This is a genomic window from Thermococcus prieurii (assembly GCF_054657655.1).
Genome location: NZ_BAAHYH010000002.1, coordinates 304364 through 325541, shown reverse-complemented (window position 1 = coordinate 325541; position 21178 = coordinate 304364). Strand labels below are relative to the sequence as shown.

27 protein-coding genes are annotated in these 21178 nt (G+C 53.8%); 12 read left to right on the top strand and 15 right to left on the bottom strand.

The window, feature by feature from the left end:
* Window positions 1-13: 13 nt before the first annotated feature.
* The 8 genes from ACYQ04_RS04995 to ACYQ04_RS04960 all read right to left on the bottom strand — a co-directional run bounded on the left by ACYQ04_RS04995 (window position 14) and on the right by ACYQ04_RS04960 (window position 4982).
* Complete coding sequence (locus tag ACYQ04_RS04995) at window positions 14-988, bottom strand: aminotransferase class I/II-fold pyridoxal phosphate-dependent enzyme (protein ID WP_460127814.1); 975 nt, start codon at window positions 986-988, stop codon at window positions 14-16.
* Window positions 989-1101: 113 nt separating this feature from the next.
* A complete protein-coding gene (locus ACYQ04_RS04990) occupies window positions 1102-1680 on the bottom strand; it encodes a hypothetical protein (protein WP_460127812.1) in 579 nt (192 codons plus the stop codon).
* 5 nt (window positions 1681-1685) lie between these two features.
* Entirely contained in the window at window positions 1686-2390 is a 705-nt protein-coding gene (locus ACYQ04_RS04985; protein WP_460127810.1) for a hypothetical protein, read from the bottom strand.
* A 216-nt stretch (window positions 2391-2606) separates the two neighbouring features.
* Window positions 2607-2891 carry a hypothetical protein gene (locus tag ACYQ04_RS04980; RefSeq protein ID WP_460127808.1) on the bottom strand — a complete coding sequence of 95 codons (285 nt, stop codon included), beginning with the start codon at window positions 2889-2891 and terminating at the stop codon, window positions 2607-2609.
* A complete protein-coding gene (locus ACYQ04_RS04975) occupies window positions 2870-3055 on the bottom strand; it encodes a hypothetical protein (RefSeq protein ID WP_460127806.1) in 186 nt (61 codons plus the stop codon). Before ACYQ04_RS04975 ends, ACYQ04_RS04980 begins: the two co-directional genes overlap by 22 nt.
* The gene (locus ACYQ04_RS04970) at window positions 3022-3309 is read right to left on the bottom strand and encodes a hypothetical protein (protein WP_460127804.1); all 288 of its coding nucleotides are present in this window, start codon (window positions 3307-3309) and stop codon (window positions 3022-3024) included. The genes ACYQ04_RS04975 and ACYQ04_RS04970 overlap by 34 nt, the downstream gene beginning before the upstream one ends.
* A gap of 57 nt (window positions 3310-3366) precedes the next feature.
* Window positions 3367-4248, bottom strand: a complete 882-nt coding sequence (gene cbiB / locus ACYQ04_RS04965; protein WP_460127802.1) for an adenosylcobinamide-phosphate synthase CbiB — start codon at window positions 4246-4248, stop codon at window positions 3367-3369.
* Window positions 4236-4982: a uracil-DNA glycosylase family protein gene (locus ACYQ04_RS04960; protein WP_460127800.1), complete on the bottom strand. Its 747-nt coding sequence runs from the start codon at window positions 4980-4982 to the stop codon at window positions 4236-4238. The genes cbiB and ACYQ04_RS04960 overlap by 13 nt, the downstream gene beginning before the upstream one ends.
* 42 nt (window positions 4983-5024) lie before the next feature.
* Between ACYQ04_RS04960 and ACYQ04_RS04955 the strand changes: the two genes are divergently transcribed.
* A complete protein-coding gene (locus tag ACYQ04_RS04955) occupies window positions 5025-5678 on the top strand; it encodes a PAB0415 family putative ATP pyrophosphatase (protein WP_460127798.1) in 654 nt (217 codons plus the stop codon).
* Here the strand turns inward: ACYQ04_RS04955 and ACYQ04_RS04950 are convergent.
* Complete coding sequence (locus ACYQ04_RS04950) at window positions 5662-6648, bottom strand: hypothetical protein (protein ID WP_460127796.1); 987 nt, start codon at window positions 6646-6648, stop codon at window positions 5662-5664. The genes ACYQ04_RS04955 and ACYQ04_RS04950 overlap by 17 nt on opposite strands.
* A gap of 38 nt (window positions 6649-6686) precedes the next feature.
* Here ACYQ04_RS04950 and cobZ point away from each other — a divergent pair, with 38 nt between their 5' ends.
* Together cobZ and cobS are read left to right on the top strand one after the other, a co-directional pair.
* Window positions 6687-7100 (top strand): alpha-ribazole phosphatase CobZ, encoded by a 414-nt coding sequence (gene cobZ, locus ACYQ04_RS04945; RefSeq protein ID WP_460127794.1) that lies wholly within the window; start codon window positions 6687-6689, stop codon window positions 7098-7100.
* A 2-nt stretch (window positions 7101-7102) separates the two neighbouring features.
* Complete coding sequence (gene cobS / locus ACYQ04_RS04940; protein ID WP_460127793.1) at window positions 7103-7795, top strand: adenosylcobinamide-GDP ribazoletransferase; 693 nt, start codon at window positions 7103-7105, stop codon at window positions 7793-7795.
* Window position 7796: 1 nt separating this feature from the next.
* Here cobS and ACYQ04_RS04935 read toward each other — a convergent pair whose 3' ends face one another.
* Both ACYQ04_RS04935 and rlmD read right to left on the bottom strand, forming a co-directional pair.
* Window positions 7797-8585 (bottom strand): hypothetical protein, encoded by a 789-nt coding sequence (locus ACYQ04_RS04935; RefSeq protein ID WP_460127792.1) that lies wholly within the window; start codon window positions 8583-8585, stop codon window positions 7797-7799.
* A 40-nt stretch (window positions 8586-8625) separates the two neighbouring features.
* Entirely contained in the window at window positions 8626-9888 is a 1263-nt protein-coding gene (gene rlmD, locus ACYQ04_RS04930; protein WP_460127790.1) for a 23S rRNA (uracil(1939)-C(5))-methyltransferase RlmD, read from the bottom strand.
* Between the two features lie 123 nt (window positions 9889-10011).
* On the opposite strand from rlmD, the gene glyA reads away from it, so the two are divergent.
* From glyA to ACYQ04_RS04890, 8 genes are all read left to right on the top strand, one after another.
* On the top strand, window positions 10012-11295 hold the full coding sequence (gene glyA / locus ACYQ04_RS04925; protein ID WP_460127789.1) for a serine hydroxymethyltransferase: 1284 nt from the start codon (window positions 10012-10014) through the stop codon (window positions 11293-11295).
* A gap of 279 nt (window positions 11296-11574) precedes the next feature.
* Complete coding sequence (locus tag ACYQ04_RS04920) at window positions 11575-12009, top strand: immunoglobulin-like domain-containing protein (protein WP_460127787.1); 435 nt, start codon at window positions 11575-11577, stop codon at window positions 12007-12009.
* A gap of 92 nt (window positions 12010-12101) precedes the next feature.
* A complete protein-coding gene (locus tag ACYQ04_RS04915) occupies window positions 12102-12434 on the top strand; it encodes a transcription factor S (RefSeq protein WP_099210765.1) in 333 nt (110 codons plus the stop codon).
* Window positions 12431-12592 carry a hypothetical protein gene (locus ACYQ04_RS04910; protein WP_167914929.1) on the top strand — a complete coding sequence of 54 codons (162 nt, stop codon included), beginning with the start codon at window positions 12431-12433 and terminating at the stop codon, window positions 12590-12592. The genes ACYQ04_RS04915 and ACYQ04_RS04910 overlap by 4 nt, the downstream gene beginning before the upstream one ends.
* A gap of 2 nt (window positions 12593-12594) precedes the next feature.
* The gene (locus ACYQ04_RS04905; RefSeq protein ID WP_042689803.1) at window positions 12595-13344 is read left to right on the top strand and encodes a DNA polymerase sliding clamp; all 750 of its coding nucleotides are present in this window, start codon (window positions 12595-12597) and stop codon (window positions 13342-13344) included.
* 30 nt (window positions 13345-13374) lie between these two features.
* A complete protein-coding gene (locus tag ACYQ04_RS04900; protein WP_460127785.1) occupies window positions 13375-13944 on the top strand; it encodes a DNA replication complex subunit Gins51 in 570 nt (189 codons plus the stop codon).
* A gap of 5 nt (window positions 13945-13949) precedes the next feature.
* Complete coding sequence (locus ACYQ04_RS04895) at window positions 13950-15869, top strand: molybdopterin-dependent oxidoreductase (RefSeq protein ID WP_460129884.1); 1920 nt, start codon at window positions 13950-13952, stop codon at window positions 15867-15869.
* A gap of 213 nt (window positions 15870-16082) precedes the next feature.
* A complete protein-coding gene (locus ACYQ04_RS04890) occupies window positions 16083-16733 on the top strand; it encodes a peroxiredoxin (protein WP_460127783.1) in 651 nt (216 codons plus the stop codon).
* Window positions 16734-16743: 10 nt separating this feature from the next.
* Here the strand turns inward: ACYQ04_RS04890 and ACYQ04_RS04885 are convergent, their stop codons facing one another.
* From ACYQ04_RS04885 to ACYQ04_RS04875, 3 genes are read right to left on the bottom strand one after another with little or no spacing between them, the layout of a single operon-like run.
* Window positions 16744-17349: a hypothetical protein gene (locus ACYQ04_RS04885; protein WP_460127782.1), complete on the bottom strand. Its 606-nt coding sequence runs from the start codon at window positions 17347-17349 to the stop codon at window positions 16744-16746.
* Between the two features lie 10 nt (window positions 17350-17359).
* Entirely contained in the window at window positions 17360-18289 is a 930-nt protein-coding gene (locus ACYQ04_RS04880) for an ATP-dependent nuclease (RefSeq protein ID WP_460127780.1), read from the bottom strand.
* A complete protein-coding gene (locus tag ACYQ04_RS04875; protein ID WP_460127778.1) occupies window positions 18276-18863 on the bottom strand; it encodes a GNAT family N-acetyltransferase in 588 nt (195 codons plus the stop codon). Before ACYQ04_RS04875 ends, ACYQ04_RS04880 begins: the two co-directional genes overlap by 14 nt.
* Before the next feature lie 46 nt (window positions 18864-18909).
* Between ACYQ04_RS04875 and ACYQ04_RS04870 the strand changes: the two genes are divergently transcribed.
* The gene (locus ACYQ04_RS04870; protein WP_460127776.1) at window positions 18910-19866 is read left to right on the top strand and encodes a transcriptional regulator; all 957 of its coding nucleotides are present in this window, start codon (window positions 18910-18912) and stop codon (window positions 19864-19866) included.
* On the opposite strand, the gene ACYQ04_RS04865 is transcribed toward ACYQ04_RS04870, so the two are convergent.
* A complete protein-coding gene (locus ACYQ04_RS04865; protein WP_460129882.1) occupies window positions 19859-21106 on the bottom strand; it encodes an HD domain-containing protein in 1248 nt (415 codons plus the stop codon). The two genes, ACYQ04_RS04870 and ACYQ04_RS04865, sit on opposite strands and share 8 nt — an antisense overlap.
* Window positions 21107-21178: the final 72 nt, after the last annotated feature.

The window sequence follows — 21178 nt, the reverse complement described above, 5'->3', positions numbered from 1 at the left end:
ATCAGCTTCAAGCTTAAAATATTTCTCCCCCTCCCAGCTCCCTGAACGCCTCGATAAGCCTCTCGTTCTCCTCCGGCTTCCTCACCGAAAAGCGCGCGTATTCCGGCAGTCCGAAGCTCGCACAGCTCCTCACGAGGATTCCGCGCTTCTTCATGGCTTCAACGAACCTCCCAGCGTTTCCGACGCGCTTGATGAAGAAGTTTGCATCGCTTTTAACCTTCAGGACCCTTTCAAGCCTCTCCTTCTCGCGCCAGATTAGGGGCATCGTTTTCCTCAGGTGGTCGAAGCCGTCTTCAATGAGGAATTCGAGAAAGGCAACCCCAGTCGAGCCTATGCTCCACGGCATTCTAACGCTTTTGAACGCCTCTTCAAAGCCGAGGACGTAGCCGACCCTTATTCCCGGTAAACCGTAGCTCTTGGTAAAGGTCCTGAGCTTCACTATGTTTTCTCCCTCCGGACTCTCCGGCTTTTTCACGAAGTCTATGAAGGCCTCGTCGAGGACGAGGAGCGCCCTCTTCTCTTCCACCGCATCAATGAGCGGCTTGAGCTCCCCAACGCGGTAGAACCTTCCGTCCGGGTTGTTGGGGTTGCAGAAGAAGACGACCGAGTCTCTCTCGACGAGCTCCGCTATTTTTTCCGGTTCGTTCGGGCCTTTGACGACTCTCGCTCCAAAAATTCTCGCTGTTCTCTCGTACTCGCCGTAGGTGTGCTCCGGTATTATCGCCTTCTTCCCGCGGAGCGCGAGGATTCCGAGGAGGTAGAGCGCCTCGGTGATGCCGGCCGTTACGGTTAGAGGCTCGCCGACGAGCCCTTCCAGCTCCTCCTCAAGCCTCTCGTAGTAGGGGTAGCGGTCGCTTATCTCCTTTGCGCGTTTGAACATCTCGTCGAGCCACTCCGGCGGGTAGGGGTTCAGCGACGCCGAGAAGTCGAGCAGACCTTCCTCCCTCGCGCCTCCGTGATGGGTCGAGAACTTCACGGGCTCGAGCATTGCAGGGGTACATACCCGCTAAGCATTTTTAATGCTATCCCCTGCATAATTCCACGGCTGAGAAGCCTTCCACTTCCGTAGCAGTGATCAAAATTGAAACCAAAGGCTGTGAGTCACTGCTCCAGCACCAGCCACAGGTTTCCGGCGTCGCTGTGCACAAACACGAAGATCAGCGTGTTGTTGTCTTTGAGGGTCACCGTCTTGGATGTTATCGCGAGGCAGTAGGAGTCCATCTGAACCGGGACGTACCAGTACGTAAGCGAACCAACGAGACCGCCGTCTTTGTAAATCTTGAAGTCAATTCTCTGCCCGCCGGTCGTTGTGATGTTCCTCGGCTGCCCCCAGACGATTGTGTACTTCCCTATCCTGGCCTTTCCGGAGAAGCTGACGTTTCCAATTCCCAAAACAACGTATCGGTACTTCTTTCCTCCCACCTCGGCCGTCGTGCTGTTCAACACGCTCATGTTCAAGTACTTCAGGCCCTCTCCCTGCGCTAAAATCCCCTTTGAACCCGTACCGCATTTCTCAAGACGTTCCCTGGCACTGGTGAGGAATGCCGTGATGTCCTTGGGAGAAGAAGACTGCGTGTGGCTGAACCCCGGAGTTGAACTTTTTGATGGAGAACCGCTTATGCACAGCGAAGAAAAGAGCAGCAGGGAAATCAAAAGGATCAGCAGGGGGACTCGCTTCATTTTTGTCACCATAACCGGTAATCATTTGGGTAATGCTGACCGCCGATGTCGTAGCCGATGTACATGTTCCCTGGACCCAGTAGCTTAATCTGGATGCCATTGGGTGTGGTTTCATATCCACTGCCCTTGGCCTCATACACGTACCCATGGGGCCAGCAGGTAGACACCCACGGTTCTATAAGCCAATTGGTGTTTATTATTCTAAATGCGTTACTTCCCCCCAACTTATCAAGCTCTGAGGGATTTGTGGTATACGCCTCTAAAATCCCTCCAATTGGCGTTGATACTTCACCGGAGTCTTTTAGGATGAAAATGTCGTATAACGTGTGCGTGCTCCAGTCAACAAAGTATAGATGCACTTCATTAGTTGAGTCCCGAGGTATAAGCCGGATACCCAGTTCATAAACTGTGCTTGGCTTGGGTCTAAAAACTTCCCCATTCAACTTGAAGGGGGGGCAAGCCAAATCACATTCAAGTTGGGGATTTGTAGAACCTGCCGAAATATGCCAGCCCCAATCGGGGTGGAAGCCTAGAGAGGTTTGATAAAAGTAGCCTTTGCTTGTCGATAGCGATGCCCAGATAACTATCAAACACTCCAAATCCTCGGGCAGTCTTGGTGGTGTTTTTACCTGGATAAATCCCCCATAGATTTTGTTTGAGGGGGTTGGGCTTCTTACTCCATATTGCCAGGAATGTTCGGTGCAAGACATAACATCACCTCGTGATAAATATATTGCTATTTACTTAAAAATTTTTCCATTAAAATAACTTGACATCGAAGATGTGGGCTTTATTGAGACATAATGTTACAATAACGTGTCTTATAATGGTTCCCAATTACCTTTCCTCAGTTCCACTAAGTTCCAATTGGGGAGCGTAGCCGCAACGGATTTTCAGAGCACTGCGGGTCTCAGCATGGACACACCTCACAGGGCCATCATCCTCTCAAACAGGGCCCGAAGGTCGTGGTAAAGGTGGGGTTCGGCCTTGCAGAGCCACTCAATGAGTCTCGCACCGCCCTCGTAGAACGTAACCCTTGAGAACGGCCTTTCCCTTCCGGCGTGGTTCTCGGGGAGCCCAAAGAGCGCCCGCAGACGGTTCTCAATGAGCCTCGCAAACCCCTCCTTCCACTCCTCCCAGACCATGTACTCGAAGTCCTTCTCCGAAAGAACCTCCCGGAGGCCCGCCCTTATCTCAGGGATTCTTTCCAATTCTCCGCCGAGCAGGCCGAGTAGAGCTCCACAAACCGCCCGTCTTCGTAGGGGAAGGGATGCTCGAGCTCCCACGGGTAGTCACCCCGCTCCCAGTACTCCCTCGCGATTCTGAGCCCCTTCTTGAGCTCTATCTCGCAGCACTCCGCCTGGTAGCAGTGCACGAACTCGTGGAGGATGAAGACGACCCCTCCTCCGATGAGAGGGCGCGGCGTGACACGACCGCGGCGGTTTTCCACCCGGTCTCCTTCAGGGGAAACGCGGCGAATATCTCCTCGGGGAGTTCCGCCGGAAAACTGCCGGAGTAGCGGTAAGAATCTCCCTCCGGCTCGAAGACAAGGAGCTCTCCTCCGCTGAACACCGCCAGTGAGTAAACTCCCCTGAACAGTGGGTGCACCTCCACGGCCTTCTTTTTCATTTCAAGAGCTTTGAGAGCCCGCTTTCAACGTCTTCCGGAGGTAACATTGCTATCACCTCATATCATATTTAGCGGACGAAACTTAAAGGTTGCGGCAATGGTTATGGCCACCCATTCGGCAACGACGAACCAGTAGACCTTTAGGGCCCGTTTTATGTCCTCGTTTTTCGGCGCCCTCCCTGGGAAGCGGTAAACGCCGGGCTTCTCGAGCCAGACACCGAGGACGGCGCTCATGGCTGACATCGGCTTGTCGGAGTTTATCTTGAACTTTGCAAGGCGGTAGTACCTGAGAACCTTCCCGCCGCCGAGCGGGAGGTAGAGGAGAACGGTCAAGCGGGCGGGAATGAAGTTAAGGACGTCGTCTAATCTGGCGGAAAACTTGCCGAAGAACTCGTAGCGCTCGCTCCGGTAACCGAGCATTGCATCGAGCGTGTTCACCGCGCGGTAGAACAGGGCTCCAGGGAGGCCGAAGAGGAGGAAGTAGAACAGCGGAGCGATTACGGAGTCGTTGAGGTTTTCAGCCAAGCTCTCTATCGAGGCGGAGTTTAGATGGGCCTCGTCGAGGTTTTTAACGTCCCTGCTCACTATCATCGAGACGGCCCTTCTCTTTGCTTCGATGTCCTCGGTTACCGTCCTCGCTATGTGCTCGTGGAGGCTCCTTACCGCGAAGGAGCTTTTCAGGAGGTAAACTGCCAGAACGTAGTTCAGCGGGGAGGGGAGGTAGCAGGGAAGGAGCGAGAGGGCTAACGCGAAGGCAATGACGAGCAGAGCCGTTAAAGCTCCCGCGAGGAAATCCGGAAGGGGACCCCTTCGCTTCCACTTCCCGTCGAGAAAGCCCGCTATCTTCCCGAACCAGACTACGGGGTGGAGCTTAGCCGGTGGTTCTCCAAGGAGGAGGTCCCAGAGAAGCGCGAGGAGAGAAACGATTAGGGCGTCCATTCCCCAAAGGCCTCCCCGATTTTAGCGTACTCGGCGAGCATCTCATCATTCGGCTCGCGGACTCCGCGACGCACGTACCAGGCCGGATGTCTCAGGTACTCCACCTCAAAGCCGAGCTCCCCCAGGGCCCTTTCGGCGGTTCTGCCGAGGGCAAAGACGGCTTCCGGCTCGAGGATTTCAAGCTCCCTCGCGAGGAGCTCGTAGGCGCCTTCCGGAACGCGGGACAGCCTGTTGTTCGGAGGGTTGCACTTCACGACGTTGGTTATGTACACGAAGTCCGGGTTGATGCCGAGGTGGAAGAGAACCTTCCTGAGTAAGCTCCCGGAGGCGTCGCGGTAGAAGCACACGCCGGTTTTTCCGCAACCTCTCCTTCCCGGCGCTTCGCCCACGAGGACGACCTTAGAGCCCGCCCAGCCGTTGGCGAAGGGCAGTCCCTCGAACTCGCCGACCTGGAGCTGGTAGCGCAGGTTCTCTCTACCACAGAAGTACTCGGGGTCCGTCAGAAGGGAGCAGTAGAGGGCAGAAAGCTCTATCGCCCGGGCCTCGGAGGACTCATCGGTCACCAAAAACCTTTCCTTCGGGTTGTAAATCGTCCGGGCGTAGGTTCCGTAAGTTCTCTCGTCCAGATTCATGAAATCGCGCCATGTTTTCAGTGAAAGTGGTCTGGTCAGAAGGTTTCGCGGATTAACGTAGACGTCGCCGACCCGCTGAAGTTCATCAATCCGAATCAGCATAATGGATAAAAGCTCCAAACCCTTTATAGGCTTGGTGGTTGAATGAAGGGAGTCGCCTTTTTCTCGGGTGGCAAGGACGGCCTCTACGCGGTTCACCTTGCTGAGAGGAACGGAATCGAGGTCCCCTACCTCCTCACGTTCAAAACGACTATAGGCCTCTCTCCCCACTGGGAGAACCTCCCTGCCCTCAAAACGCTCGCCGGCGCGATGGGGAAGGAACTGCTAACCTTCGACATGAGCCGGGGGAGCAGGGCTTTGGCGGAGTTCATAGCTTCGCTGGACGTTGACTACTTGATAGCGGGCGATGTTCTCTTAGAAGACCACTTAAAGTGGATTGAGCGCCTCGCTGAAGAGGCTGGAGTCAAGCCCCTCGAACCGCTCTGGGGACGGGATACGAGGGAACTCACCGGGAAAATCCTGAAAGCCGGCTTCGAGTACGCGATAATAGCCGTGAACAAGGAGAAGCTCGGCAAAGAGTGGCTCGGCTACACCTTCCGCTCGGTCGCCGACCTGGGGCTCTTCCTCGAAAGGAACCCCGGCGTTGACCCGGTCGGCGAGTTTGCGGAGTTTCACACCGTTGTTTTAGCGTCTCCGCTCTTTGAAGGGCGCTTCACCCTTGAAATCCTCTCAACCGAGGAGAGCGAGAGGTATCACTGGGTCAGGTTCGGGCTGGTAGGATCTATAAAAAGTCCTTGAATTTAAGCCATTCAATGTGTTTCCAGGGGATGAAAAATTTGGTAGTGCTGTCCTCTGGATCAATCATTACAAGATAAGTCTTGTCAGTAAACGGATTAAATATAAGCCCCTCAACACTATCGCCATTGGATAAACTCAACTTAGCATAGGGAAGTTTTCGTATTTCAAGTAATGTAACCAACCGATTAGTTAGTATACGATGAGATATCATCTGCTCCGAGGTTCTAAATATCAACACCCAAAGCACAATTATAAACACCACTAATATAACGCTCCAAATTAAATCTAGATGACTTTCGTCATTCACAGAAGCAGCTTTTATTACTGCATCTCCTACAAAAAGAATCACTAGTAACTGAATTGCCCCCAAAATATTGACAAACAATACCAGATAGCTATAAATACGGAGTTTTCTAAACTGACCCTCAGTTGAGATTAAAGGAAAAAGATTATGTGGGTAGTTATAAAAGATCGAAGCTACTATAGCTCTACGATGAGATATTAGCAGGAGTGCGACGAAAAATATCAAAAGAAAGATATTAACAACGTCATTAAAAATAAACACTAAATAATCGATATGAGATAAGTTACTGTTTTGAGATAGATAATGCTCAAGTCCAATGCGTATAATAAATTCATTTAGCATTGGGAGTACATATATCGCGACTATGGAAAAACCCAAAAAGATAGCTAGATCCAATAATTCATCTTTTATTGTGGGATTTTTTCCTAAATAGTACATAGTGTTTCTTTTTATTTTATTTATATTTTGATTAAGTTCTTGAAATATATGAACGTTAGTAACTATAACATTCTGAATTTTCTTTTGATTTGTTGGCTCATTATTTCTTTTGAACATATCTAGAATAAACTCTAAAATTTTTGGTATAGATAGTAACACTAACGTGGCAATGATATCCCTTAAAGATAGACCCTGATATAAAGGAACGTTAACGCTGATATCTATCATTTCAACAAGTTTATAATTAAGAGATACTTAAAATTATTATGGTCTCACAAAACGAATTACTAAAAAACCTAAACAGCAAAGGTATAACGCTCGAAAAGATGCTCGACACCGCGTTAGAGCTCTACATCGGCGACGAGCGCGAGAAAGTCAGGGAAAGGCTGAGAGGGCTGATGCTGAGGTATCTCCAGGATATCAACGTCCAGGCCCTGCTCCTCTCTGCTCTTCTCCTCGAGGAGAACTTCAAAGTTGAGGGCGACCCCGTGAATCTGGTCGCGGACGAGCTCATCGGCATAAACATCGCCGAGCTCATAGGCGGAAAGATGGCGCTGTTTAACTTCTTCTACTACGACACTAAGAAGCCCGGAATTTTAGCCGAGCTTCCGCCTTTCCTCGACGACGCGATAGGCGGCTTTATAGCGGGCTGTATGACGAGGCTGTTCGAGGAGGTGTAGCGGTGCGGAATCTTTTACCCTTCTTCACGCGGATTCCGGTCAAAGGCGACTTCGAGCGTGTCAGGAATGAGCTCTGGGCGCTTCCCCTGCTCGCGCCCCTAACTTCTGCCTTAGCAACGCTCGTCCTTTACCTGAAGCTCCCACTAAACAACGTCCTCGCCGTTCTCGCGCTCTACCTCACGATAGGCCTCCTCCACCTCGACGGCTTAGCTGATTGGGCCGACGGGATTATGGTCAAGGGCGACCGTGAGAGGAAGATTAAGGCGATGAAGGACCTCAATACGGGCATAGCCGGGGTTTTTGCCGTCGTTATGGTTCTCCTCCTGCAGGTTTATTCTCTCCCCTTCCTCCCGTTCTACGCACTCTACTTAGCTGAGCTGAACTCCAAGTTTGCCATGCTCCTCGCCCTCGCAACGAAGAAGCCCCTCGGTCGGGGCCTTGGGGCGTACTTCATGGACGGGATGAACCGGGGGCAACTGGCCATCGGAACGGCCTTCTACCTCCTCCTGCTCCTTCCAGTCATTTACCTCGAGCCTCGCTCCATATCTTCCCTTCTTGGCCTCCTGGCTGGAGCATACGTCGTTCACCTCTCGCTAAAGAACTTCGGAGGACTTAACGGGGACTGCATCGGGGCTGTGGCGGAGATAACGAGAGCCGGGACGCTCTTAGGAATGGCACTGGCTTTGGGAGGCTAATTCAGAGCCCGCCCTGAAGCCATCCGGCGAGCTTCAGGCTCGTGCCCTTCTCAATTTCTCCCTTCAGGTTCTCCTTCAGCGCGAAGGCCCTGACCTTTCCGATGGGCTCGTTGCTGAGGAGCATCATGTAGCCGGCCCCGCAGGGCGTTTCGACTTCCTCAAACTCAAGGACATGAGCGGTCATGACGTAGTCGTCTATGAACGCACCCTGAACGCTTACCGCCGCTGGGAGGAGTATCTCGGCCTCGTTGAGGTCAATGACGACCTCTTTACCGTCGGGCAGTTTCGTGGTTTCCCTCTTGAGTTCCTCCGCCGTTCCCGTGTACACAAAGAAAGCCAGCTTAACGTTGAGCCTCTCCGAGGTCAGGTAAGCTTCCTTTCTCTCGATGTAGTCGGTTGCGTAGAAGGTAACCGCGGGGGAATATTCGCTTAAAACCGCCCCCGAGACGTTAGCTTCGGGCCACTTCTTCCACTCAAGGAATTCTTTAACCTCGAACTCAACCGTTACTCCCTCAAGAACAGGAAAAGCAGTGACCGGGTTCATGTCACGCTTTACGACTCTGAGAACCAGGCCGCGGGCTAGGGGGACGTCCACAACTTCATAGGAGAGCTTTTCCCTTCCGAGGAGCTTCTTCTTCTCGAACTCAACGCTCCTGGCCGGGTACTTCCCGAGAACGGCATCCTCGATAAGATTCAACCCCGCCCTCTGGGAGGTGCAGACGGTGTCGAGGTGACTCCCGTGATGGATTCCGTTTATGAATTTTAACTTCTTCCTCCCACCCAAAACCATAGAATCCCACCGTTGTTAGTACAAAATGGGATTTAAAAACCTAACGTTTCCGGATGAGTTCAACAACCGCCTCGACGTGGGGCGTGTGCGGGAACATGTCCACGAGAACCGCCCGCTCCACACGGTAAGCCTTTTTCAGGTGGTTCTCATAGTCGAGCCTGAACGCCTTTGGATTGCAGGAGACGTAAACGACCCTTTCAGCTCCACTTTTCACCAGCAGTTCCCCGGCTTCTTTCAGGCCCCTCCGGGGTGGGTCCACTATCACGGTGTCGTAGTTGCCTATCGGAGTCTCCTCAGCCCTCCCAACGCGGAATAAGGCGTTTGCCCCGTTCAGCTCGGCGTTTCTGTTGGCTATTTCGACCGCGAAGGGATTAACCTCGATTCCCTCGACGGCAAAGCCCCTCTTGGCCAGCCAGACCCCGAATGTGCCGACGCCCGAGTAGAGGTCGAGAACCCTCTCACCCTCGGTGAAGTTCTCAACGGCCCTGAGGAGAAGCTCAAGGGCGTAGCTGTTGGTCTGGAAGAAGCTGTTGGGGTGAATGAGATACGTTACGTCACCGATTCTCTCCCGTATGAATGGGTTTCCATCGACGAGCTCCGGCTCCCCGCGCGGGTCGTCTCTGTCGTCAGCCTTTAGACTCCAGTAGAGCGAGTCCGCGAAGGAGAAGTAGTCCCTAAAAGCTTCGGCCGTTTCTTCAGCGGGCCTGCGATGGGCTATGAGGTTCACCATGACCTCTCCAGTGAACTTGCTCTCCCTGACCTGAAGGTAGTGAACGTCGCCAGTTTTTCGCTTCAGACTCCACGGCCTAAGCCCCGTTTCCGCCAGAAAATCGCGGAGGGCGCGCAGGTATTCGGGGGTTCTCTTCGAGAAGACCGAGCACTCCGAAAGGTCCACAACGCCAATGGGGTTTCCGTATTCCTTGAGGCCAGTGCCGTTGGTCGTCACGATGAAGTTGCTGACGTTGCGAAACCCCCAGATTTTTGGCGAGCCCTTAATCTCGGCCCTTATTCCGGTGATTCGCTCGAAGAGTTCAGCCTTGAGTTCGAGCTGGGTCCTGTATTTTAATCCCTGCCAGAGACAGCCACCGCACTTCCCGAAGTACCGGCACCTCGGAAGAACCCTCAGCGGGGAAGGCTCAAGAAGCTCGAAATCCCTCGCGATTAACCTGCCGAAGCGCCTTCTCGTTGATTTGACCCTAACCATGTCGCCGGGGTAAGCGAAGGGGACGTAAACGGTTTTGTTCCCGGCTTGAAGAACCCCGAGGCCGTCGTCGCTGAGTTCGCGGATTCTTCCGTTTACCATAGGGGAGGATTTGCCCGGTCGCTTAAGAACCCTTCGAAGCCGGTAATGCACAACTCTGCACGTGTGAACAGGTGTGGTAAGGTTTATATCCCCGTCGTTCGAAGCACAACCGAGGTGTCCGCGATGAGCTACCGTGAATACCGCGATAAGGTTTTGGAGTTTATTGAGGACCACGAGAACTGGAGGGCCCACACGATAAACCTCATAGCGAGCGAAAACGTGACTTCTCCGACGGTTACAAGGGCCGTTGCAAGCGGTTTCATGCACAAGTACGCCGAGGGCTGGCCGAAGCAGAGGTACTATCAGGGTTGTAAGTACGTTGACGAGGTCGAGCTCATCGGCGTCGAGCTCTTCACCAAGCTCTTCGGGAGCGACTTCGCCGACCTCAGGCCGATTTCCGGAACCAACGCTAACCAGGCGGTCTTCTTCGGCCTCACCCAGCCGGGCGACAAGGCGATAGTTCTCCACACCAGCCACGGTGGTCACATAAGCCACATGCCCTTCGGAGCGGCTGGAATGAGAGGATTGGAAGTCCACACCTGGCCCTTCGACAACGATGAGTTCAACATCGACGTTGACAAGGCCGAGAAGCTCATCCGCGAGCTCGAGCCCAAGATAGTCGTCTTCGGTGGCTCGCTCTTCCCGTTCCCGCACCCGGTCAAGGAGCTCGCGCCCGTAGCTAAAGAGGTCGGCGCCTACGTCATGTACGACGGCGCCCACGTCCTCGGACTCATCGCAGGAAAGCAGTTCCAGGACCCGCTCCGCGAGGGTGCCGACATAATCACCGCCTCGACCCACAAGACCTTCCCCGGGCCGCAGGGAGGAATAATCCTCTACAAGAGGTTTGGAGAAACCGAGGAGATAGCCAAGCTTCAGTGGGCCATCTTCCCCGGAGTTCTTAGCAACCACCACCTCCACCACATGGCCGGAAAGACCCTCACCGCGGCCGAGATGCTCGAGTACGGTGAGAAGTACGCCGCCCAGGTCGTTAAGAACGCGAAGGCCCTCGCCGAGGCCTTAGCGGAGGAGGGCTTCAAGGTCATCGGCGAGGACAAGGGCTACACCGAGAGCCACCAGGTCATCGTTGACGTCAGCGACCTCCACCCCGCTGCCGGAGGCTGGGCGGCACCGCTCCTTGAGGAGGCCGGCATAATCCTCAACAAGAACCTCCTGCCCTGGGACCCGCTTGAGAAGGTCAACGAGCCGAGCGGTCTGCGCATAGGCGTCCAGGAGATGACCCGCGTGGGAATGTTCGAGGACGACATGAAGGAGATTGCCAGGTTTATCCGCCGCGTCCTCATCGACAAGGAGGACCCGGCCAAGGTCAGGCGCGACGTCTACGGCTTCCGCGCCGAGTTCCAGAAGGTCCACTACTCCTTCGACCACGGGCTCCCGCTCAGGGAGTGATTGGGCTCCCTCCAGTTTTTCCATTCTTACTTTGGTTTCTCCCCAAAGTTTCTCCAGCGACTTCGGATTTTCTTGAAGAAAAAGTTATAAGCTCCCTTCTCGAGGCGTTTCCAGCGGTGCCTGGCCTTCATTCACCGCGCACCCCCGCCAGGCACCGTAACCGTGCGCGTAAAATCAGGGGTTCGAATAAGGGGCTCAAATCACAGTTAAAATCAAACCCTTTCAAATCATTTTGAAACGAACGAAAGCGTTAATTACTCTTGTGGTGAGTTTATCTTGGTGGTGTCCGTGAAAAGGGCAGTCCTTGTGGTTTTAATAATCGTCGGATTGGTGGCGGGTTATTTCCTCATTGGTTCCAACGGCTCGGCCAAGGCCTCCCCCGATGAAAAGGCCCCCGTTACCATCTCCCTCGACAGGGAACGCTACTCACCGACGGATACGATGGTCATAACGGTAACCAACGACGGCAATGAGACCGTTACCGTTGGCTATCCCTTCGAGCTCTATCGCGAGGAGAACGGGGAATGGGTCAAGGTAAACGTTGACCTCATGTTCATCCAGTCGGTTGTTCAGCTGGAACCGGGAAAGAGCTGGACTCAGAAGGTCAGCCTCTCCCAGCTGAAACTTTCGCCAGGCCACTACAAGATTGAAAAGAAAGTCTCAACGCCAACCAGAACCTTTAGCGTGAGTGCCGAGTTCTACGTCGAAGGCTGATACCCCCTTAATTTTTCCTGTCTTCAGAGTTTCTGGCAAAACTTTTTATTCTCCACCCACATACCCAACCCCCGGCTAGAGGGGTGATGCTCATGAAGTTCTGTCCGAAGTGCGGTAACCTCATGCTCCCTGACCGGAAGAAGAAGGTCTGGGTCTGTCGCGTCTGTGGCTACGAGGAGCCCTTTGACGAGGAGAAGGACAGGGCTAAAACCAGAATAACGCAGAAGGTCGAGCACAAGCCCGACGAGGAGATAGTCGTCATCGAGCAGGACGTCAAGACCCTGCCGACCACCAAGGTCACCTGTCCCAAGTGCGGCAACGACACGGCCTACTGGTGGGAGATGCAGACGAGGGCCGGCGACGAGCCGAGCACGATATTCTACAAGTGCACCAAGTGTGGCTACGTATGGAGGGCCTACGAGTGAACGAGCTCGAGCGCGAAACCCTCGTCAGGCTCGCGAGGAAGGCCCTGAAGGAGCTTGAGGAAGCCTACCGCAGGGTTCCCGATACCGACAACGGAAAAGCTTATTTATTCCGCGGAAAAGAAAGGGTTAGGCTCATGCTTAAAATACTGGAGGGATGAAGATGCCGTTCGAGGTCGTTTTTGACGGTGCCAAGGAGTTTGCAGACCTTATCGCGACAGCGAGCAACCTGATAGACGAGGCCGCCTTCAAGTTCACCGAGGAAGGCATAAGCATGCGCGCGATGGACCCGAGCAGGGTCGTTCTCATTGACCTCAACCTCCCGGAGAGCATATTCTCCAAGTACGAGGTCGAGGAGCCCGAAACCGTTGGAATCAACATGGACCAGTTCAAGAAGATACTCAAGCGCGGAAAGGCCAAGGACACCCTCATCCTCAGAAAGGGCGACGAGAACTTCCTCGAGATAACCTTCGAGGGAACGGCAAAGAGAACGTTCCGCCTTCCGCTCATAGACGTTGAGGAGCTTGAGCTCGACCTTCCGGAGCTCCCGTTCACGGCCAAGGTTGTCGTCCTCGGCGAGGTTCTCAAGGAGGCCGTTAAAGATGCCTCCCTCGTCAGCGACGCCATAAAGTTCATCGCCACCGAGAGCGAGTTCGTCATGAAGGCCGAGGGCGAGACCAACGAGGTTGAGATTAAGCTCACCCTTGAGGACGAGGGTCTGCTTGACCTCGAGGTCGAGGAGGAAACCAAGAGCGCCTACGGAATCAGCTACCTCAGCGACATGATAAAGGGCATCGGCAAGGCCGACGAGGTAATCCTCCGCTTCGGCAACGAGATGCCCCTCCAGATGGAGTACATGATTAGGGACGAAGGAAGGCTCGTGTTCCTCCTCGCCCCGCGCGTTGAGGAGTGATTCCCCTTTCCTTTTCTCTGAGGTGGTGGCATGGACATCGTCAAGCTCAGGGAACTGCTTGAGCAAGAGCTTTCCAGCGTCGAACTGACGGAGTTAGACGAGGACTTTTACAGGGAGTTTGACAGCCTAATCAAGGCCCTCAAACTGAGCGCCGAGAGCTCCCGCGAGAGGGGCGAAAGCGTCGAGGAGAGACTTTACCTGGCCCAGCTCAAGATAGCGGAGGAGCTGATGAAGGAGATAATCAAGCTCCGCCTCCACAAGATTGTTGACCTCGCCGTCGAGGGAACGATAGCGGAGATGACCGATGAAGAGAGGAGGATTTTCAGGGTTCTCAGGGCCTTCGTCGAGCGCGAGGAGCTTCCGGATGTCGGGGAAGATGTTGAAGTCAAGGTCGAACCCGAGCCGGGCGAGGCTGAAACACCAACTAAACGGCCACTGCGGGAAGCCTACATCGTCACCGCCGAGCTTCCAGCGATTCTCGGGCCCGACCTGAGGGAGTACGGCCCGTTTAAGGCCTGGGACATGGCGGTTCTGCCCGAGGAGATAGGAAAGGTTCTCGTCGAGAGGGACGTTGCCTTCAAGGTCAAGATTTCCCCGTGATTGCCATGCCCTTCTCCGTCTGCATGCGGGACTGCTACGACACCTGCTCGATGGTGAGCGAGCTCAGGGACGGAAGGCTCAGGGTTAGGGGCAATCCGGAGCACCCGATAACGGCCGGCTTTCTATGTCCCAAGGGTGCCCTGCTTCCAAAGTGGTTCCACTCGGAGGACAGGCTAAAGAAACCGCTAATCCGAACCGGCGGGAGGGGGAGCGGCTCCTTCAGAGAAGCGAGCTGGGAAGAGGCGATAAGGCTCGTAGCGAAGAAGCTGAAGGAGACCATCGGGAAGCACGGGAGCGAGAGCGTTCTCGTTTACCAGTATGCAGGAGATAGGGGGGTCGTGAACTACGCGTTCCCGCTGAGGCTCTTCCACTACCTCAACACCGCCGTGCTCGACTACGGAATCTGCGACAGGGCCGGGCAGGAGGCACTTAAAGACGTCTATGGAACCGCCGTTGGACTCGACCCGGAGGAGCTTAAAAACCAGCGGTTAATTGTCTACTGGGGAATAAACGCATTCTGGACGAACCTTCACGGCTTCGCCCTTGCCAAAAGGCACGGCCTTGAAATCTGGACGGTTGACGTCGTCAGGACCGAAACGGCCAGGAGAAGCGACAGATTCTTTCAGGTGAGGCCGGACACGGACGTTCTGTTCGCTTTGGGGGTTGCGAAGCTCATCATCGAGGAGGGGCTTTATGATAGGGCCTTCGTCCGCGAGAACGTTTACGGTTTTGAAGAATTCAGGAATTATGTAAAAACGTTATCGCTTGATTATGTAAGCAACGAAACCGGGCTGAGCGTCGAGGAGATAGAGACCTTCGCGCGGGAGTTCGCTGAAAAGAGGGGGGTAATCCACATCGGCTACGGCTTCCAGCGCTCCTTAGGTGGAGGGGAAGCGGTAAGGGCGATAGCAATCCTTCCCGCCCTCGTCGGCCACCGCTTCGGCTTCATCTACGACATGAAAACGATAGACAAGTCCTACGCAGAAGGCGCCTTCCTGAGGACGAAGCCGGCAAAGAGAATTCCGCAGATGAAGCTGGCGGAATACATTGAACGGGGCGAGATTAAGTTCCTCTACGTCTACAACTCCAACCCCCTCGCGAGCCTTCCGAACCAGAACAGGCTGAGAAAAGCCCTAAGCGAGAGCGACGTCTTCGTCGTTACGCACGACATCTTTCTCACAGACACGGCCCTCTACTCGGACGTCGTTTTGCCGGCAAACACATTCTTCGAGAGGCTTGACATAGCGGATTCCTACTACCACCGCTACGTTGCTCTGAACGAGCCGGTCGCGAGGCTGTACGGCAAGAGCAACAGCGAGGTGACGAGGCTTCTCGCGAAGGCCCTCGGGATAGAGAATCCCCACCTCTACGAGAGCGACGAGGGGGTAATTCGAAAGGTTCTCGAACTCAACGGCCTGAGCTGGGAGGAGCTGAAGGCGAAGGGCTTCGTCAAAATTCCGGAAAAGCCGAGGAAATGGGAGACACCGAGCGGAAAAATCGAGTTCTTATCGCGTAGGGCGGTTGAAAGGGGCTTAAATCCGTTTCCCCAATACAGGAAGTTTGAAGGGAAGTACCCGCTTCGCCTGCTCACGCCAACCTACAGAATGACGATAACGAGCCAGTACCACAACACCTACGGAATGGTCGACCCCAGTCTATACATAAACCCTGCGGACGCCGATGAGCGGGGAATCCGGGACGGCGAGACGGTCGAGGTCTTCAATGACTACGGCAGGATAAAAACCCTTGCAAAGCTCAGCGACGACGTTCCGAGGGGAGTTGTCCTGCTCTACAAGGCCTTCTGGGTCAGGCTCCTCGGCTGGAACGCCAACTTCCTGACGACTGATGAGACGGTCGAGGATTACGGGAACGGCTCGGCGTACCATTCAACGTGGGTCGAGGTTAGGAAGCTTAAAGGCGAATGAATATTACAATGACCCCAATTTTGACAATGGAAATTTGTGTCAGTTTACACAATGACAACCATTTTTAAGCGGGTCTGGACTTCTCCTCACTGGGTTTAAAAGGCCTTTGTTTATCCGCCAAGTTTTTGCCCAAAAACGAACCGAAAGACTTATATATTCGAACCTCTGAGGTTTATAGTGAAGACGACACACAAAAAGAAGAGGTGATGAAAAATGGTCGTCATAGGAGAAAAGTTCCCAGAGGTTGAGGTCAAGACCACCCACGGAGTGATAAAGCTCCCGGACTACTTCGCCGAGAAGGGCAAGTGGTTCATACTCTTCAGCCACCCGGCCGATTTCACCCCGGTCTGTACGACCGAGTTCTACGCCATGCAGAAGAGGCTCGACAAGTTCAGGGAGCTCGGCGTCGAGCCGATTGGACTCAGCGTTGACCAGGTCTTCAGCCACATCAAGTGGATGGAGTGGATTAAGGAGAACCTCGGCGTCGAGATTGAGTTCCCGGTCATCGCCGACGACCGCGGTGAGCTCGCCGACAAGCTCGGCATGATTCCGAGCGGAGCAACGATAACCGCCAGGGCTGTCTTCATCGTCGACGACAAGGGCGTCATAAGGGCCATCGTCTACTACCCGGCCGAGGTCGGCAGGGACTGGGACGAGATACTCAGGCTCGTCAAGGCCCTCAAGGTCAGCGACGAGAAGGGAGTTGCCCTTCCGCACAAGTGGCCCGAGAACGAGCTCATCGGCGACAAGGTCATCATCCCGCCGGCCAGCACCATCGAGGAGAAGAAGGCCAGGGAAGAGGCCAAGGCCAAGGGCGAAATCGAGTGCTACGACTGGTGGTTCTGCTACAAGAAGCTCGAGTGAGCTTCTTTCCCTATTCTTCAATCCCTTCCAGGTATTTTAGTGTATCAACAAGCGGTTTAAACGCGGTTTCTAAGTTCTCCAATTTACACGATAGGATAAATTTTGTGAGCGTTTTGTATCCATACGTGCGGATGACGGTCATTATCTGACTTTTCAAACTTTTAACATCTGAGTGTTCGAGCTCAACTTCCTCCCTTCCAAGCTCAAGGTTAATAAGTTTTCCAACCCATTCTTCAACAGCAAACTTCTCTCCCTGCACAACAATATGAACTTCAAGAGTGTTCGTACGAACAACATAAGGATTTGACCCAGTAATGACATAGTCTTTAAAGAGGTCCTTGCATATCTCGTCAAGTTTCTTCAAGTCAAAATGCTCCTTATCAATCAGAATAATGTATCGTGTGTGTCCCGTAAGTTCGTAGACTTCAGGAACCGATTTAATAACGTTCAGGCCGGTTTTCCTAGATAACGGCCTTTTTGGAAAAAGAAGGATTTTGTCTCTGCCGTTGTATCTCTTCGCAATTGCTGGAAGTACCTTCTCCTCGGTACGACCGTCTCCTGTCAAAACGAGGGCGATAATATCAGCGCCCGTGGGAGACTGTGTGAGAACCCTCACGGAAGACACCTCAAATTTTAAGCTCTGCCGCGATGAGTCTTGGGTCTATATTTGACTCTAAGAGAGTTTCTATTTCGTCTGGACTGAGCTCACGGTGATAGAGAGTGTCTTGTGAGTCCTTTCTGAGGAGGATGACCTGTCCATTAAATTCCTCAATTTCTTCACTTAGGTCATTGAAGTAATACAGGACGTCTATGCTGTGAGTTGAGAGAACCACCTGCCATGGGCCAAGGGCAAGCCATCTCATGAGCTCATACAACATTCCGGGATGGAGGGCTGTGTCAAAATCATCCCATAAGACCAGTTTTGGTCGTAGGAGCTCAAGGAGCATCATGACCTTTACGCTCTTTTTAACACCGTCTCCAGCGTCCTCTATGTGAATATAGCTGGCATCACTCCTCCTGAGGTACCAGCCGTCTCTTTTGAGGACTATCTCAGTGAACTCTTCGTCAAGAACCTCGCTTATTCTCCTCGCAGTTTTAGTGTGTATTTCCTTCTTCACAATTTCGGGTTCCTTATCCTCAAGAAACTTGTTGATATGTTTCATGAAATTCGTGTCGTATGGAAGGAAAATTACTGGAGATGTCTTATGGAGGTCAATCTGAACATGTTTGTTCCCACGTAAAAACTCCCCATTATCTGCCAGCGCGTGGGTGATTGTTCCTTTTTCGGTTTCGCATGTTATCTTGGCTCGTCCTGCATACTTATAGATGAGCCTGTGTGCCCCATTGTGCCGGTCTCTAATGAATTCAAGCACACTCCTTCCGGTAATTGGCTCCTTATACTCTGGAACCGTTCCAAGAAGTATTGCCTCCATTAGTGTTGATTTCCCTGCGTTGTTCTTTCCGATTAGTATGTTGAACTTTTTGAATGGAATCGGGCTTGAAAGCTTTTTTATTCCCCGAAACTCTGAAATTTCTTTTATCTCACGGATGAACATGATTGCTCCCTCTATTCTCACGTATCCGGTTAGAACTTAAAAAATCATCCCTAAACCTCTCGAAAATCAGCTCGTCCACGTATCCATAGCCCGGAACGTGGTGGTGTTTTCTCAGCCTCCCAACGAGCTCGAAGCCGTTCTTCTCGAGGACCTTTATCGAGGCAACGTTCGGCTCGTAAACCCTCGCGTAGACCTTCCTGAGGTTGAGCCAGTTGAATGCGTAATCGAGGGCCAACTTCACAGCCTCGCTCCCGTAGCCCCTTTCCCAGTGCTCCCTTCCGAGGAAGTAGCCGAGCTCCGCCCTTCCGTCGCGGTGGTCTATCCTGTGGAGCCCTATGAAACCGACGAGGGAAGAGGTTGAGTTCTCCACTATTGAGAAGACCTTCTCGCGCTCCTTTGCCTTCCTAATCCTCTCGTACCACTCCATCTCGTCCTCAAAGAAGAAGACTTCCTCCGGGGCCGTTAAGAAGAGCCTCACGCTCCTGTCGTTGAACCAGAGCCACGCTTTCCTTACGTCGTCCCTCAGCGGAACGGCGAGCGAAACGAGGTTGCCTTTGAGAACGACCGGCCTCATCGGGCGCACCTTAACTTTATTAAGCGGTTATGAGTATTTAAACCCGATGGAGAGGGAGAAACTCATCAAAACCGTTGAGGCGATACTCAGGAGCGCGGGCTACAAAACGGCCCGCCTCGAGTTTAGAGGTTCCTGCTTCGACATAGTAGCGAGCCGGTTAGTGGTTCTTCTCTTCCTCAAGGTCGTCGCGAACATAGACACCGTTACCGAGGAGCAGGCAGAGGATTTGAAGAGGCTCGCGAAGTTCTTCAACGCCTCCCCGCTTATAGTGGGCCTCCGCTCAAAGAACGCGGAGCTTGAGGAGGGAGTTGTTTACGAGCGCTTCGGAATCTACGCTTTGAGGCCGGAAACGCTCTACGACGTCCTCACCAACAACGAGCTACCGGCCATCTTCGCGGAGCGCGGTGGGCTCTACGTCCGGATAAACGGCGAACTCCTTAGGGAGCTTCGCGAGAGGCACGGTTACTCGGTCAACGAGCTCGCTCAGCTCCTCGGGGTTTCGAGGAAGACCCTCCTCAACTACGAGCGCGGTGAGGGGGCCGTTTCCCTTGAGGTGGCGATTAGGCTTGAAGAGCTCTTCGACGAGGCTTTAGCCGAGCCGATTGATGTTCTGAACGCGAGGGTCGAGGCGAAGCTCGACGTTAAGCCCGAGAGCCCCCTCGAAAAAGAGGTCTTCGAGAGGCTGAAGCGCCTTGGCCTCGGTCTTGTGAAGGTTAAGAAGGCCCCGTTCAACGCAGTTTCAAAGGGCGACGAGTTCAGAATCCTGACCGGGATAGACGAAAGGAAGACCCGCTCGACGGTGAAGAGAGCCGAGATGGTGGCAGAGGTTGGCCGGATAATCAACTCCGACGGCGTGTTTATCCTTGAGAAGACCAAGACCGAGGTCGTCAAGGAGGTCCCCATAATCCCGAAGGAGAGCCTCAGAGAAGTTAAGGACGCCGACGAGCTCATCGAGATGATTGAGGAGCTCAAAAAGGAGATAAAGGCGAAGCTCTTCAGCTGAAGAGCACCTTTCTCCAGCTCTCGCGGAGCTTTCCGACGTACTTCTCCGGCGAGGCTATGAGAACGGCCCACCTCGGAGTCTGGCGCCTCTTGAGGGCGTTCGCCAGGGGCGTTACCTTTGAGAGGGGCTGAACCTCGCCGTTTTCGAGAAGCACCTTTATCCCGGTCTCCTTCAGCCTCGGCTCGCTGAGCATCAGGTCTGCTATGCTAAACTCGAGGATTACCTCTCCCTCGCTTGCACCAACGGCCTCCGCCAGGGCTCTCTCAAGCTCCTGCCTTCTCTTGACGTTTCTGTAAGCTGACAACAGCTCTCTCTTCTCCTCCTGGCTGAGCTCCTCCGCGCTCGCGAGAACCGCGGCCTTGTAGAGCTTCCTGTAAAGAACGCGCCTCGTGAGCTCCGCCGGGAGGCCTTCTAAATCCTCGAGTTCAACTAAAACCCGGCAGTCGGTCATCTTCCAGAAGTCCCAGAGGTGGTCTTCCTCGAGGGCGAACTCCAGGGCTCTTGTCAGCATACCTTCGGCAATCTTCACCGTGTGGTGGAAGTAAACGCGCGAGTACATCAGCGAGCGCGCCACCATCATTCCCTCGACGGCTTCAACCCCCTTCTCATCGACGACGAGCTCGTCATCGTGGATTTCGAGCACCTTGAGGAGCCTCTCAAGGTCAATTATTCCGTGCGCGACGCCGGTGTAGTGGGCGTCTCTGATGAGGTAGTCGAGCTGGTCAACGTCAACTCCTCCGTGAAGCATCTGGCCGAGGTAAGGCTTCTTCGCCCTGCCGAGGATTAGGTCCGCCACTTCCCTCGGCTCAATTCCGTGGCTTTCCAGTATCTCCGGAATCTTTCCGCCGTCCTCGTCGCCGGTTATGTTTATCCGCCCCATTATGATGTCCTGGCCGAGGCGCATGTGGTCGCGCTCCTTCACGTAATGGCGATAGATTCCCTCGAAGGTGTGGCTTAGGGGCCCGTGCCCGATGTCGTGAAGCAGAGCGCCGACCTGGAGGAGCAGGCTCTCGTCCTCGTCGAGCCCGACCTCGTCGGAGAGGCGCTTCGCAATGTGCCATGTTCCAAGGGAGTGCTCGAAGCGCGAGTGATTGGCACCGGGGTAGACGAGGTAAGCCAGACCGAGCTGTCTTATGTGCCTGAGCCTCTGGAACTCGGGCGTTTTGACGAGTTCGAGGATTACCCCCGTGACCTCCATGCTACCGTGAATTCCGTCGTGGATAATCTTCGCTTTTGCCATTCCCACCACCGGCTGGAAATCTGAGAAGGGCCTTAAATAACTTTTCGGCATTATGACAAGAAAGTTAAAGGT